Origin of the sequence: Williamsia muralis, from assembly GCF_051487485.1 — a bacterium.
Classification (GTDB): Bacteria; Actinomycetota; Actinomycetes; order Mycobacteriales; family Mycobacteriaceae; genus Williamsia; species Williamsia muralis_B.
The window spans coordinates 19,579-33,153 of record NZ_JAHVCV010000003.1; the positions used below are offsets into that span (position 1 = coordinate 19,579).

Here is a 13,575-nt window from a genome sequence, read left to right on the forward strand (position 1 = left end):
TGAGGAACCAGCCATGATCCCGGGGCCGACCGACTCGATCGCCGACGTGCACGGCGTACGAGTCGGACACCATCAGAGGGTCGACGACGAGGTCAGCGTGGCCACCGAGGATCAGGCCGGCGCGGGCTGGGCCACGGGCACCACCGTCGTGCTGCTGCCGGACGGAGCAGTCGCGGCCGTCGACGTACGCGGCGGGGGTCCCGGTACCCGCGAAACCGACCTCCTCGATCCCACCAACACCGTGCAGCAAGCGCATGCCCTGGTCCTCACGGGCGGGAGCGCCTACGGTCTCGCCGCCGCCGACGGGGTGATGACCTTCCTCGAGGAGCAGGGCACAGGTCTGGTCATGGACACCCGCGGGTCGGTGGTCCCGATCGTTCCCGCCGCGGTGATCTTCGACCTCGCGGTCGGCGATTGGTCGGCGCGGCCGGATCGCGAGTTCGGGGAACGGGCGGCCGCAGCGGCGAGCACCGATGTGGCATCCGGTTCGGTGGGCGCAGGAGCCGGGGCGCGCGCCGGCGAACTGAAAGGTGGCATCGGATCGGCGAGTATCCGCATCACCAGTGGGCTGGCCACGGGCATCACGGTGGCGGCGCTGGTGGTGGCGAATCCGGTCGGCGCAGTGATCGACCCTTCCACCGGTGTGCCCTGGGGCGCGGGACCGTCAGAACTCGACTATTACGGGCTGCGTCCTCCCGCACTCGAGGAGATTGCTCAACTGCGTTCGCTAACAACCAAATCGACGGCACTGAACACCACGATCGGGGTCATCGTCACCGATGCCGCCCTGGACCCTGCATCAGCCACACGGGTTGCGATGACAGCGCACGACGGTCTGGCACGAGCCATTCGGCCCGCGCACTCGCCGCTTGACGGGGACACATTGTTCGCGGTGGCCACCGGCGCCGTGACGCCCACCCCGGCGGAGGGCGAGAAACCGGCGATCCCGATTGGGATGAACCAGCAAGCTGCCCTTGTCGCCGTGATCGGGGAAGCAGCTGCCACTGCCGTTCAGCGGGCCATCGTCAAGGCTGTCCTGTCAGCTGATCCGGTTGCCGGAATACCGTCCTACCGCCAGACGTTGCCTTCAGCATTTGCACCTCGGTGACGGGTGCACGACTACGGAGGTGGGAGTGCTCAACATCAGTCGATCGCTGGTGGACCAGATGGTGGCCCACGCACGCGCCGACCACCCCGACGAGGCATGCGGGGTGATCGCCGGACCGGAGGGTACGGACCGGCCCGAGCGGTTCATCGCGATGACAAACGCCGAGCGCAGCCCGACGTTCTACCGCTTCGACTCGGGTGAGCAGCTCAAGGTGTGGCGCGAGATGGACCGGGCCGACGAGGAGCCCGTGGTGATCTACCACTCGCACACCGCGACCGAGGCCTATCCGAGCCGAACCGACATCTCGTTCGCATCCGAACCGAACGCCCACTACGTGCTGATCTCCACCCGCGACGCCGACGGCGAGGAGATTCGCAGTTACCGGATCGTCGACGGCTCGGTCACCGAAGAACAGATCACGATCGACGACCACTAAGCGTGTGCCACGACGCACACCACAGCTCGGCCACACAGAAGGAGTTCGCCATGGCAGTAACCGTTTCCATCCCGACAATCCTGCGTACGTACACCGACGGCAACAAGCGGGTCGAGTCCAGTGGGGCGACGCTCGGTGAGTTGATCGACAACCTCGACGCCAGCCACGAAGGGCTCAAGGACCGTCTGATCGCGTCCGGCAAACTCCACCGCTTCGTCAACGTGTACGTCAACGATGAAGACGTACGATTTTCCGGCGGCCTGGACACCTCCGTGGCCGACGGCGACGAGGTCACCATCCTGCCCGCCGTCGCCGGCGGCTGACCGACCTCGATGACCCGTTACGAATCGCTGATCGACTCTGTCGGCGGCACCCCGCTCATCGGGCTGCAACGGCTGTCGCCGCGCTGGCACGCCGACGACAGCGGGCCGGCAATCCGGCTGTGGGCCAAGCTCGAGGACCGCAACCCGACCGGGTCGATAAAGGATCGACCGGCGCTGCGCATGATCGAGCAGGCCGAGACCGACGGCGTCCTCAAGCCAGGGGACACCATTCTGGAGCCGACCAGCGGCAACACCGGCATCTCGCTTGCGATGGCCGCAAAACTCAAGGGCTACAAGCTCATCTGCGTGATGCCCGAGAACACGTCGATCGAACGACGCCAGCTGCTGACCATGTTCGGGGCGGACATCATCTCCTCACCCGCGGCCGGCGGGTCGAACAAGGCCGTGGCGATGGCGAAGGAACTCGCGGTGGGCAACCCCGATTGGGTGATGCTCTACCAATACGGCAATCCCGCGAATGCGCTCGCGCATTACGAGGGCACCGGCCCCGAGATCGTCGCCGACCTGCCGGAAATCACCCATTTTGTTGCCGGACTCGGCACCACCGGCACTCTGATGGGTGTCGGACGGTATCTGCGCGAGGCCCGTCCCGAAGTCCAGATCGTGGCTGCCGAACCGCGCTACGGCGACGAGGTCTATGGACTCCGCAACATCGATGAGGGTTTTGTGCCCGAGCTGTACGACGAGACGATCCTGTCGATGCGGTATTCGGTCGACAGCTACAACGCCGTTCGCCGCGTCCGGGAGCTGATCGAGACCGAAGGAATCTTCGCCGGCATCTCGACCGGGGCCATTCTGCACGCTGCCCTCGGCGTCGCGCGCAAGGCCGACAAGGCCGGTGAACGCGCAGACATCGCCTTTGTCGTCTGCGATGCCGGATGGAAGTATCTGTCGACGGGGGTGTACGAAGGTAGCCTCGACGAAGCAGGTGAAGGGCTCGAAGGCCATCTCTGGGCCTGATCATCGGACATCGATCGGAGACACATGACCGGATCACTCGGCCCGTACGGCGGTGCCGGTGGCGGACTCACGCCATCGGGTTCCGCTGAGGCCAAGCGAACCTCCTGGCCGTTGTGGCTACGGTCCGCGGTTGTCATCGTCGCGTTGACCGCCCTGCTGTACGTCGTCGAGGCGATCGACGCGGTGAGCGATCACGACCTGGACAGCGCGGGCATCGAGTCGCGTGAGACGGACGGTCTCTCGGGCATCGTGTTCTCGCCGTTCCTGCACGATGGGTGGGAACACCTGCTGGCCAACACTATTCCCGGGATGGTGCTCGGCTTCCTGGTTCTGATGGCCAAGCGGTTCATCGTCACCACACTCATCGTGTGGGTTGTGTCCGGTCTCGGTGTCTGGCTTTTCTCGCCGTCGTATGTCGTCACGGTGGGCGCCTCGGGCATCATCTTCGGCTGGCTCACCTACATCCTGGTTCGCGGCTTGTTCAACCGCGACATCTGGCAGATCCTGCTGGGCGTGGTGGTGTTCTTCGTCTACGGCGGTGTGCTGTGGGGCGTGGTCCCCACCGACGGCCGCGTCTCCTGGCAGGGCCATCTCTTCGGGGCGATCGGGGGAGTGCTGGCCGCCTGGTACCTCTCCGGCAAGGACCGTAAGCGTGATCACGCCACCGCGCCGACTCCCTACGGCGCCAACGGCTTGGGCGCCAACGGCTTCGGGAACAATCGGGGCTCAGCTCTGTGAGCGCGGATGTGGACGCGCCGATCGGCATCTTCGATTCGGGGGTGGGCGGTCTCACCGTGGCGCGTGCGGTCATCGACCAGTTGCCGTCCGAGAACATCATCTACATCGGCGACACAGCCAATGGGCCTTACGGGCCGTTGACCATTCCCCAGATCCGCGCGCATGCACTCGCCATCGGTGACGAGTTGGTCGATCGCGGTGTCAAGGCCCTTGTCATCGCCTGCAACACCGCATCCGCGGCCTGCCTGCGTGATGCGCGCGAGCGCTACCCCGTGCCCGTCATCGAGGTTGTGCTGCCCGCCGTTCGCCGTGCAGTGGCGGCCACGCGATCGGGCCGCATCGGTGTCATCGGCACCGAGGCGACCATCGCGTCACGTGCCTATGAAGACTCTTTCGCTGCTGCCCAGAACGCGGTGATCACCTCGGTGCCCTGCCCACGATTCGTCGACTTCGTCGAACGGGGGATCACCAGCGGTCGGCAGGTTCTCGGCCTCGCCCAGGGATACCTCGAGCCGCTGGCCCAGGCGGGCGTCGACACGGTGGTGCTCGGCTGCACGCACTATCCGATGCTTTCGGGTGTCATTCAGCTGGCCGTGGGTGACGAGGTCACCCTGGTCTCGAGCGCGGAAGAAACGGCCAAAGATGTGTTGCGGGTGCTGACTTCCACCGACCTGCTGCGACCGCCCTCTGACGTGCCCGCCGACAGGGTTTTTCAGGCCACCGGTGATCCCGAGATGTTCGCCCGGCTGGCCACACGTTTCCTCGGCCCGGCCATCGGCGCAGTTCAACACGCCTGATCGCCCGTCCGCCGACGGCAAGGTGAGCCGGCGTGGCAGCATGGCTGCATGCGTTTGACCGTGCTGGGTTGTTCGGGCAGTTTGGCGGGCCCGGATTCGCCGGCGTCCGGATATTTGCTGACGGTCCCTGGCTGCCAACCGGTGGTGATGGACTTCGGCCCCGGCGTCCTGGGTTCGTTGCAGCAGCATGCCGACCCCAACGAGGTCGCGGTGATGCTGAGCCATCTGCACGCCGACCACTGTCTTGATCTGCCCGGTCTGCTGGTGTGGCGCCGCTACAACCCGATTCCCGCCATCGGCAAGGGAACACTCATCGGACCTCCCGGAACAGCTGCCCGGATCGGCGCTGCATCGTCGGAGTATCCAGGGAAGATCGACGACATCAGCGACACGTTCGACGTGTCCACATGGACCGACCAGGAGGAGATCGAACTGGGCGGGATGAGGATCCTCGCCCGGAAGGTGAACCATCCACCTTCGACGTTCGGGCTTCGCATCACCGGCCCAGGCGGAGAGGTGCTGGTCTACAGCGGTGACACAGGCGTCTGCGATGAGCTCGTCGAATTGGCCGAGGGCGCCGATGTGTTCCTCTGCGAGGCGTCGTGGACCCACGACCCGGAGAACAGGCCACCGAACCTGCACTTGTCCGGCAGGGAGGCGGGCGAGGCCGCGGCAAAGGCAGGCGTCAAGAGCCTTGCCCTGACCCATCTTCCACCGTGGACCTGGCCCGACGACATGCTTGCCGAGGCCCGCGAGGTGTACGACGGCCCGATCCGCGTTGTGCGTCGCGACGACCAGATCGATATCGGCTGACGAAGTCCCGGGGTGCTCGGACTAGATATCGGGCACCCGCCCACGGTGCCGGGCGGTGTCGATAGGGTGTCGGTGTGAGTAGACGTGCTGATGGCCGAGTAGACGACGAACTGCGGAAGGTCACCATCACCCGCGGATTCACCAACCACCCCGCTGGATCTGTGTTGGTGGAATTCGGACAGACCCGGGTGATGTGTACGGCCAGCGTCACCGAAGGCGTTCCGCGGTGGCGGCGCGGCTCGGGATTGGGCTGGCTGACCGCGGAGTACGCGATGTTGCCCGCCGCCACCCACGATCGGTCCGACCGCGAGTCGGTCAAGGGCAAGGTCGGCGGACGCACCCAGGAGATCAGTCGCTTGATCGGCCGGTCGCTGCGTGCATGTATCGACCTGGCGGCGTTGGGGGAGAACACCATTGCCCTCGACTGTGATGTGCTCCAGGCCGACGGCGGCACCCGCACCGCGGCGATCACGGGCGCGTACGTCGCGCTCTGCGACGCGGTCACCTATCTCAACGCCGCGGGCAAGCTGGCCGACCCCCAACCGATCTCGTGCGCAATCGCTGCGGTGAGTGTCGGCGTGGTGGACGGCCGGGTGCGGATCGACCTGCCGTACGAAGAGGATTCGCGCGCCGAGGTGGACATGAACGTGGTCGCCACCGACACCGGCACCCTCGTCGAGATCCAGGGCACGGGCGAAGGCGCGACCTTCCCGCGATCGACCCTCGACCGCCTTCTCGACATGGCGATGCTCGGTACCGAGAAGATCTTCGAGGTCCAGCGCGAGGCTCTGGCCCTGCCGTACCCCGGCACGTTGCCCGAACCCGAGGTGCCCGGCAAGCGCAAGGCTTTCGGTAGCTGATGGCTCAGCGTCTCCTGGTCGCCAGCCGTAACAGCAAGAAGCTCGCCGAACTCAGACGAGTCCTCGAGCGTGCGGGCATCAGCGGTCTGGAGGTCGTCGGCCTGGACGAGGTGCCTGAGTACGACGAGGCACCCGAGACCGGCGCCACGTTCGAAGAGAATGCCCTCGCCAAGGCTCGGGACGGGTTTGCCGCCACCGGATTGGCCTGCATCGCAGACGATTCGGGCATCGAGGTGGATGCCCTGCGTGGTATGCCCGGGGTGTTGTCGGCCCGGTGGTCGGGGCGCCACGGCGACGACGAGGCGAACACCTCGCTGCTGCTCGGCCAGATGCGCGACGTACCCGCCGAGCGCCGAGGTGGGGCCTTTGTCTCCGCGTGCGCACTGGTGACGGCCACCGGGGAGGTGGTGGTCCGCGGTGAATGGCGTGGCCGCATCATCGATGCGCCCCTGGGCGACAACGGTTTCGGCTACGACCCTGTTTTTGTACCCGATGACGAGTCGGCGGGTGGGCGGACAGCGGCCGAGCTGTCTGCGTCCGAGAAGGACGCGCTCAGTCACCGCGGTCGTGCACTGACACAACTCGTGCCCGCTCTGCAGGAACTGGCACGGAGCTAGCCGCTCCTGGCCCTAGGGCTCAGACCCCGAACTGTGCCTTGATCTCTTGGGTGCGCTTGTGTTCCACCCAGAACGACAGGAACGGGATGGTGCCGGCGATCAGGGTGTAGACGGCCTTGCCCAGAGGCCAGCGGACCTTGATACCGAGGTCGATGGCCATGATGAGGTACACGAAGTACACCCAGCCGTGAACGATCGGCACGAAGTCGAGCGCGTCGACGTCGAAGCCGTATTTGAGGACCAGCTCGGCCACGAGGAGAAGCAACCAGAGGCCGGTGACCCATGCCATCACCCGGTACCGCAGCAACGCGCCTTTGATCTTGCTCGGCGTCGCCGTGGTTGCAGGCGCGGTCTGTTCGGCCGGGGTCTCGGTCACTGATTGCTCCGTTGCGTGTTGTTCGTGTTCGGGTCGGTGTCGACCATGTCGGGGTCGGGGTCGGTGTCGGGGCCGGTCTGGCGCGGGTCGTTGCCCGCGAGTTCGGCGAGTATCTGGTTGTATTCGGCCAGCTGGCCGCTCTCGGGGCTGTCGTCCGCCGGGGGACTGGCCGGGGCGGGTCGAGGCGGCAGGACTCCTTCTGGAATCTCCGTCATGCCCTTGTTCGATTGCAGCTTCAGGACTTCGACGGGGTCCGACTCGAGCACCACAAATCTGCGGTACGCGTAGACCACGAATATGGCGAAGGCCGGCCACTGGAGTGCGTACCCCAGGTTCTGGCCAGTACCCGAACTCGATTCGAAGCGATCCCACTGCCACCACGCCAGCGCGAGACATGCCAGCGCGGCGACGATCACCAGCACGATGAGTGCTGGTCGATGCCGGTGTTTGATGGGAGCCATATCTTGACGGTACCTAAGTACTGCAACGCGCTGGTCAGCCGGTACGCTGTGCTCTGCACGCGCGAGTGGCGGAATTGGCAGACGCGCTGGATTTAGGTTCCAGTGTCTACGGACGTGGGGGTTCAAGTCCCCCCTCGCGCACCACAGATCTATGCGACCGCTGCCCGGAGTTCCTACGCAAAACACCGGCGCCCGAACGCAGACCGCAGCGAGTTCGCCCACAGCCTCTCCGTTGCCGATAGACAGGGCGGCTCCTCCATGTCCGAAATCCACGTCCACAGGTGACCGCCCCGCCGGGCTTGAGACTAGCACCGATTCGAACGTATGGTCGAACCATGAAAACGGCCGGAATCGGAGGAGACAGCGGACAACCGCGCCGTCCGGCCTTCGTGAAAGTCGACCACATGGCTGTCACGGTCGACCTGATCACGCTGTACGCCTATCAACCCCACCACTCGGGGTCCTATCATCCCGATGGACTCCAATTCCGAAAAAAGACGATGGGAGTGCTCACCGAGTGGGGCATGACCGAATGGGGTGAATGGTTCGGCAAGGTCACCTACACCATCCCGGCCAAGGGGCGAGAGGAGAAGGTGACCCACTGGGTCCCTGGGTGGGCGCTTCGACCCGCGGAAGGGGTTGCCGGCGAACGTAATACGTGAGCACCGCCGTCGCGGGTGGCGGGCCCGGCCGAACCCGAGGACTCTGGAGTGCAATATGTCTGCGCGTCCGTCGACTCTGACCTCCACGCGGCCCGTTCGCATCGTCGTCGCGGTCGCGATGATCGCTGTGCAACTGGTTTTGACGGCATCTGTCGGTGCCTTTGTGTGTGGTGTGGGCAGCGCACGGGATGTGGACCGCCATACGCCGGCTGGATCTGCTGACCGCACCGGTATGGTCGGCGGCTTTGTCGGCAGGGCGGTTGCGGCTGCCGAATCCATTGCGTTGGGCCGGCCGGGGCTCGAATTGGGAATGGCGGTACTAGACACCGGCACCGGGGAGTTGTCGGGTTCGGCCAGTGCCACACCGATGTATGCCGCCTCGCTCACGAAGTTGGTTGTGGTGGTCGACACCGTCGAACGTCGACGTGCTGAACAATTGCCCGTGACCGACTCGGATGTCGCTCTGATCGGGCGCGCACTCGGTCCCAGCGACGACTTCGCGATGAACGAACTGTGGACACGGTTCGACGGGCACGGCGCGGTGTGGCGGGTGATTGAACGACTTGGACTCTCCGAAACCCAACCGCCGCAAGATCCTTCGTACTGGGGCGAGATGGTCACCTCGGCTGCCGATGTCGTTCGGCTCTACGCGCACGTGTTGACAATGCCGGAGTCCGACCGTCAGTTGATCCTGGGCGCCCTGGCGTCGGCACCGGCGGTGGCGGCCGACGGCTTCTCTCAAGACTTCGGTCTGCTCGCCCCCGGCGCGGTGAACACCCCTGTCGTCAAACAGGGGTGGATGTGCTGCTTCGAGCAGACGGCCTACCTCCACAGCGCCGGGTTCGTCGGCCCGGATCACAGATTCGTGGTTGCGCTGCTGAGCCGCCAGCCATACGAGGAGAGTTGGGCGACTTCGCGCGACGGCCTGACTGCCGTGGCGTCGGCGGTCGGCTCCGCGTTGTCTCTGGCAGACAACGACACGATGCAACTCAACTCACAAGGGCAGCTCCACTGATGTGTCTTACAGCGCAACATCTTTCGGCCAGGTCGTGACTGCCGCGGATTGAGCGCGAGGCGTCGGCCAAGGCTGTGGTGTGACGTCGATCGCCACCGGGAACGAAACCGCCGGCGCGGATCGTTTGCCCCACAGACCGAAAAGTGCAGTCTTCGAAAGGTGTTTGTTGTGAGTCCGTTTCCGCCCCCGCCGCCATGGACAAGTGGATTCCGTGCACTCAACAGACCAGAGCCTGAACGGAAGAACAGTGGAGACAAGAACGGCGGCGACAAGTGGGAGTGGCTCATCCTGGCCGCGATCTTGGCGGTTGTCGTGCTGGTGCTCGTCCTGAAGTAGCTGTCGACACGTAGACCTCGGCTGCCCGAGCCATCCAAGAAACGCTCCCGAAAAAACAACGCGAGCGGTTGGCACCTGTGGGTGCCAACCGCTCGCGTTGTTGTTGCTGCCGCTACTTGCTGTAGAGGCCCTCGATCTCGTCGGCGTGGGAGTCGTGGATGACGTTGCGCTTGAGCTTGAGGGTGGGCGTCAACTCGCCCGTCTCGATGGTGAAGTCGTTCTCGATGATCCGGAACTTCTTGATGGCCTCGGCCTTTGACACCTGATCGTTGGCGGTCTTGATGGCCACGTCGATGTCGGCGATCAACGTCTTGTTGTCGACGAGATCCGAGACCGCGGTGTCGGCGGGAAGGTTGTTGCGCTCGAGCCAACCGGGCAGCGCTTCGGGATCGAGGGTGACCAGTGCGGCGATGAAGGGCTTGTTGTCACCGACGACCAGGGCCTGGCTGACCAGCGGATGCGCGCGGATTGCATCCTCCATCTGTGCGGGAGAGACGTTCTTGCCGCCGGCTGTGACGATGAGTTCCTTCTTGCGGCCGGTGATCGACAGGTAGCCGTCATCAAGCGTCCCGATGTCACCGGTGTGGAACCAGCCATCCTTGATGGCCTCGGCCGTGGCCTGCTCGTTCTTCCAGTACCCACCGAAGACCACGGGGCCCTTCAGCAGCACCTCGCCGTCGTCGGCGATGGCGACCGATTGTCCGTACACCGGACGGCCGACTGTTCCGATCCGTTGTGCGCCTTCGGCATTGACCGTGACCGCGGCCGTGGTCTCGCTCAGACCGTAGCCCTCGTAGATGGGGATCCCGATGCCGCGGAAGAAGTGACCGAGTCGGGCGCCGAGTGCGGCTCCGCCGGACACCGCACTCGTGCACTCGCCACCGAGCGCAGCGCGGAGTTTGGAATAGACGAGCACATCGAAGACCTTGTGCTTGGCCTTGAGGACCAGCCCCGCTCCGCCGTTCTCCAGTGCCTTCGAGTATTCGATGGCGGTGTCGGTGGCAGCCCCGAAGATCTTGCCCTTGCCGCCGTCTTCGGCCTTCTGCTTGGCGCTGTTGTACACCTTCTCGAACACGCGGGGGACCGACAAGAGGTAGCTGGGCTTGAACGCCGCGAGATCATCGAGCAGCGTCGGGCCCACGGTGGTGTGGCCGAGCTGTACGAGGTGCACGATCGAGGCGACCGAGATGATCCGGGCGAACACGTGCGCGAGCGGCAGGAACAGCAGGGTCGAACTGCCTTCGGACATCAGGTCGCCGAGCGTGACGCGCACGCCGTGGCATTCGTGCAGGAAGTTTGCGTGGGTGAGGGCGACGCCCTTGGGCTTACCCGTGGTTCCGGATGTGTAGACCAGAGTGGCGATGTCGCTCGACAGGGTGTTGGCGAGACGCTGATCGAGCTCGGAATCGTCAACGGATTCGCCACGGCGAACGAGTTCGTCGATGGCGCCTTCGTCGATCACGAGGATCTCTTTGAGGTCGGCGCTGTCGGCGAGTACCGAGCTGTGTTGCTGCTTCTGGGCGGGTGTCTCGACCAACAGAAGGGAGGTCTCGGAGTTCTCGACGATGTACTGCACCTGCGACGGGGCGGAGGTCTCATAGATGGCGACCGTGGTTCCCGCGGCGCGCCACACGGCGTAGTCGAGGACAGTCCACTCGTAACGGGTGGCCGAGCAGATCGAGACCCGGTCGCCGTGGTTGATGCCGGACGCGATCAAACCCTTGGCGACCTTGTCCACCAGGTCGGCGAACTCTTTTGTGGTGATCGGAGTCCAGGAGCCGTCGTCACCGCGACGCTTGAACAGCCCCTTGGTCGGTGACTCGTCGCGGTGCCGCAACATCGAGTCAACGATGGACGCCTTTTCCGGAACGACGAAGTCGGACGGCACTGAAACTTCTTGCACAAGGGCCTCCTGCGGCAGGGGAGTGTCGGAGAGGCGGGTAACCGAGGCACTCGGAACCCGTCAACTGTGGGTTAGGTTACCTTTCGAACCTACTCGTCAGTAGGGCACCCTGACAGCGATTCCCCTGTGGTGGGGTTTTGTCCTGCGAATAACGGATTTGAGCTGTTCACGGCTACAGTAGGTAGTAATGACAGACAGTATTGATGGGCCCCCTGTGCGTGACGCGGCCCTTTTAAGCGAAGACACCGTAACGTTCGCCGACCTCGGGATGGATCCCCGAGTGTTGCAGGCACTCACGGACGTGGGCTACGAGACCCCCTCTCCGATCCAGGCGGCAACCATCCCGCCTCTGCTCGAAGGTCGCGACGTCGTCGGTTTGGCGCAGACCGGCACCGGCAAGACCGCCGCATTCGCCGTTCCGATCCTTTCGGGCATCGACTCGTCGGCACGCAAACCGAAGGCGCTCATCCTGGCCCCGACGCGTGAACTCGCGCTGCAGGTGGCCGAGGCGTTCGGCCGCTACTCAGCACATCTGCCCGGTGTGAAGGTGCTGCCGATCTACGGGGGCCAGAGCTACACCGTGCAGCTGTCGGGACTTCGCCGTGGCGCGCAGATCATCGTCGGAACGCCGGGCCGTGTCATCGACCACCTCGACAAGGGCACCCTCGACATCTCCGAGTTGGACTACCTCGTCCTCGACGAGGCCGACGAGATGCTGAACATGGGTTTCGCCGAAGACGTCGAGCGCATCCTGCGCGATACGCCGGAGTCCAAACAGGTGGCGCTGTTCTCGGCCACCATGCCCAAGACGATCGGCCGGCTGTCGCAGAAGTACCTCAAGAACCCGGTCGAGGTCACGATGAAGGCCAAGACCGGTACCGCGTCGAACATCACTCAGCGGTATCTCCAGGTGTCTCACCAGCGCAAACTGGACGCGCTGACCCGTGTCCTCGAGGTTGAGCAGTTCGACGCGATGATCGTGTTCGTGCGCACCAAGCAAGCCACCGAAGACTTGGCCGAGCGGCTGCGGTCGCGTGGGTTCTCGGCAGCTGCCATCAACGGCGACATCGCCCAGGCGCAGCGTGAGCGCACCATCGCGCAGCTGAAGAACGGTCAGGTCGACATCCTCGTGGCCACCGACGTGGCTGCGCGCGGTCTCGACGTCGACCGGATCTCGCACGTCTTGAACTACGACATCCCGCACGACACCGAGGCATATGTGCACCGGATCGGTCGCACCGGCCGGGCGGGTCGATCGGGTACTGCGTTGTTGTTCGTCTCACCCCGTGAGCGGCACCTGCTCAGGGCCATCGAGAAGGCCACCCGTCAGCCACTCGACGAGATCGGGTTGCCCAGCGTCGACGACGTCAACGCGCAGCGGGTCACCAAGTTCGCCGAATCGATCACCCAAAATCTGAGTTCGGACAACCTCGACCTCTTTCGCAAGCTGATCGAGGACTACGCCCGCGAGAACGACGTGACGATGGCAGACATCGCCGCCGCGCTGGCTCTCGAGACGCGGGACGGCGGGTTCCTGATGTCGCCGGATCCGCCCGCGGGCGAGCGCAAGGAACGCGACCGCAAGGAGCGTTCGGAGCGCTCAGGTCGCGGCGGTGACGTCGAGTTCGCGACGTACCGTCTCGCAGTCGGCAGGCAGAACAACGTGACCCCGGGAGCGATCGTGGGTGCCATCGCCAACGAGGGCGGGCTGTCCCGCGGCGATTTCGGTCACATCAGCATCCGTAACGACCACTCACTCGTCGAACTGCCCCGCAACTTGGATCGCGAGACGCTGACGCGGCTTCGCGGCACGCGGATCAGCGGGGTGCCCATCGGCATCAAGAAGGACGACGGCACACCGCGGCAACGTTCGTCATCGTCCGCCCCGCGTGGTGGTAGTGGAAAGTCGTTCAGCCGTGAACGTCGCGGATCGCAGAAGGTCGCCGGGCGCGCTCGCCCCTGATCATCACTGATCACACGCCTGACCTGCTGGTCTCACCCGACTACACCATGACCTGTGAGCTGCGCAAATCTCGAGTGGAACATCACGTCGATGGCCAGTAACATCCGGCATCGGCGTGACTCTGCGGGGGTCGTGTTCGATTCCCGGCCACCTTCCCGTAACGCCTACGTTGCGGGCGGCGACGTA

The 13,575-nt window shown here is 64.9% G+C and carries 16 protein-coding genes and 1 tRNA gene; 14 read left to right on the forward strand and 3 right to left on the reverse strand.

Annotated elements, in window-relative coordinates; all coding sequences use genetic code 11:
* The first annotated feature begins 13 nt into the window (after nucleotides 1–13).
* From KXR83_RS08440 to KXR83_RS08480, 9 genes are all read left to right on the forward strand, one after another.
* On the forward strand, nucleotides 14–1,108 hold the full coding sequence (locus tag KXR83_RS08440) for a P1 family peptidase (RefSeq protein WP_437424488.1): 1,095 nt from the start codon (nucleotides 14–16) through the stop codon (nucleotides 1,106–1,108).
* A 25-nt stretch (nucleotides 1,109–1,133) separates the two neighbouring features.
* A complete protein-coding gene (locus KXR83_RS08445) occupies nucleotides 1,134–1,544 on the forward strand; it encodes a Mov34/MPN/PAD-1 family protein (RefSeq protein WP_437424489.1) in 411 nt (136 codons plus the stop codon).
* A gap of 50 nt (nucleotides 1,545–1,594) precedes the next feature.
* A complete protein-coding gene (locus KXR83_RS08450) occupies nucleotides 1,595–1,867 on the forward strand; it encodes a MoaD/ThiS family protein (protein ID WP_023960627.1) in 273 nt (90 codons plus the stop codon).
* 9 nt (nucleotides 1,868–1,876) lie between these two features.
* Nucleotides 1,877–2,848, forward strand: coding sequence for a PLP-dependent cysteine synthase family protein (locus KXR83_RS08455; RefSeq protein ID WP_437424490.1), 972 nt, complete (start codon nucleotides 1,877–1,879; stop codon nucleotides 2,846–2,848).
* Nucleotides 2,849–2,872: 24 nt separating this feature from the next.
* Nucleotides 2,873–3,586, forward strand: coding sequence for a rhomboid family intramembrane serine protease (locus KXR83_RS08460; RefSeq protein WP_437424491.1), 714 nt, complete (start codon nucleotides 2,873–2,875; stop codon nucleotides 3,584–3,586).
* A complete protein-coding gene (murI, locus tag KXR83_RS08465) occupies nucleotides 3,583–4,383 on the forward strand; it encodes a glutamate racemase (RefSeq protein ID WP_062801263.1) in 801 nt (266 codons plus the stop codon). The genes KXR83_RS08460 and murI overlap by 4 nt, the downstream gene beginning before the upstream one ends.
* Before the next feature lie 48 nt (nucleotides 4,384–4,431).
* Nucleotides 4,432–5,196 (forward strand): cyclic nucleotide-degrading phosphodiesterase, encoded by a 765-nt coding sequence (locus KXR83_RS08470; protein ID WP_437424492.1) that lies wholly within the window; start codon nucleotides 4,432–4,434, stop codon nucleotides 5,194–5,196.
* A gap of 74 nt (nucleotides 5,197–5,270) precedes the next feature.
* Nucleotides 5,271–6,056 (forward strand): ribonuclease PH, encoded by a 786-nt coding sequence (rph, locus tag KXR83_RS08475; RefSeq protein ID WP_437424493.1) that lies wholly within the window; start codon nucleotides 5,271–5,273, stop codon nucleotides 6,054–6,056.
* A complete protein-coding gene (locus KXR83_RS08480) occupies nucleotides 6,056–6,673 on the forward strand; it encodes a non-canonical purine NTP pyrophosphatase (RefSeq protein ID WP_437424494.1) in 618 nt (205 codons plus the stop codon). The genes rph and KXR83_RS08480 overlap by 1 nt, the downstream gene beginning before the upstream one ends.
* A 19-nt stretch (nucleotides 6,674–6,692) precedes the next feature.
* On the opposite strand, the gene KXR83_RS08485 is transcribed toward KXR83_RS08480, so the two are convergent.
* Together KXR83_RS08485 and KXR83_RS08490 are read right to left on the reverse strand one after the other, a co-directional pair.
* Nucleotides 6,693–7,049, reverse strand: a complete 357-nt coding sequence (locus KXR83_RS08485) for a DUF3817 domain-containing protein (RefSeq protein ID WP_023960620.1) — start codon at nucleotides 7,047–7,049, stop codon at nucleotides 6,693–6,695.
* The gene (locus tag KXR83_RS08490; RefSeq protein ID WP_437424495.1) at nucleotides 7,046–7,510 is read right to left on the reverse strand and encodes a transcriptional regulator; all 465 of its coding nucleotides are present in this window, start codon (nucleotides 7,508–7,510) and stop codon (nucleotides 7,046–7,048) included. The genes KXR83_RS08485 and KXR83_RS08490 overlap by 4 nt, the downstream gene beginning before the upstream one ends.
* A gap of 59 nt (nucleotides 7,511–7,569) precedes the next feature.
* On the opposite strand from KXR83_RS08490, the gene KXR83_RS08495 reads away from it, so the two are divergent.
* The 4 genes from KXR83_RS08495 to KXR83_RS08510 all read left to right on the forward strand — a co-directional run bounded on the left by KXR83_RS08495 (nucleotide 7,570) and on the right by KXR83_RS08510 (nucleotide 9,523).
* Nucleotides 7,570–7,654 (forward strand) — tRNA-Leu (locus KXR83_RS08495).
* Between the two features lie 191 nt (nucleotides 7,655–7,845).
* Nucleotides 7,846–8,172, forward strand: coding sequence for a hypothetical protein (locus KXR83_RS08500; RefSeq protein ID WP_437424496.1), 327 nt, complete (start codon nucleotides 7,846–7,848; stop codon nucleotides 8,170–8,172).
* A 55-nt stretch (nucleotides 8,173–8,227) separates the two neighbouring features.
* Nucleotides 8,228–9,187, forward strand: a complete 960-nt coding sequence (locus KXR83_RS08505; protein WP_437424497.1) for a serine hydrolase — start codon at nucleotides 8,228–8,230, stop codon at nucleotides 9,185–9,187.
* Nucleotides 9,188–9,355: 168 nt separating this feature from the next.
* On the forward strand, nucleotides 9,356–9,523 hold the full coding sequence (locus tag KXR83_RS08510; RefSeq protein WP_400730701.1) for a hypothetical protein: 168 nt from the start codon (nucleotides 9,356–9,358) through the stop codon (nucleotides 9,521–9,523).
* 112 nt (nucleotides 9,524–9,635) lie between these two features.
* Here KXR83_RS08510 and KXR83_RS08515 read toward each other — a convergent pair whose 3' ends face one another.
* Nucleotides 9,636–11,426 (reverse strand): AMP-dependent synthetase/ligase, encoded by a 1,791-nt coding sequence (locus tag KXR83_RS08515; RefSeq protein ID WP_437424498.1) that lies wholly within the window; start codon nucleotides 11,424–11,426, stop codon nucleotides 9,636–9,638.
* Between the two features lie 187 nt (nucleotides 11,427–11,613).
* On the opposite strand from KXR83_RS08515, the gene KXR83_RS08520 reads away from it, so the two are divergent.
* Nucleotides 11,614–13,389 (forward strand): DEAD/DEAH box helicase, encoded by a 1,776-nt coding sequence (locus KXR83_RS08520; protein ID WP_437424499.1) that lies wholly within the window; start codon nucleotides 11,614–11,616, stop codon nucleotides 13,387–13,389.
* Nucleotides 13,390–13,575 lie beyond the last annotated feature (186 nt).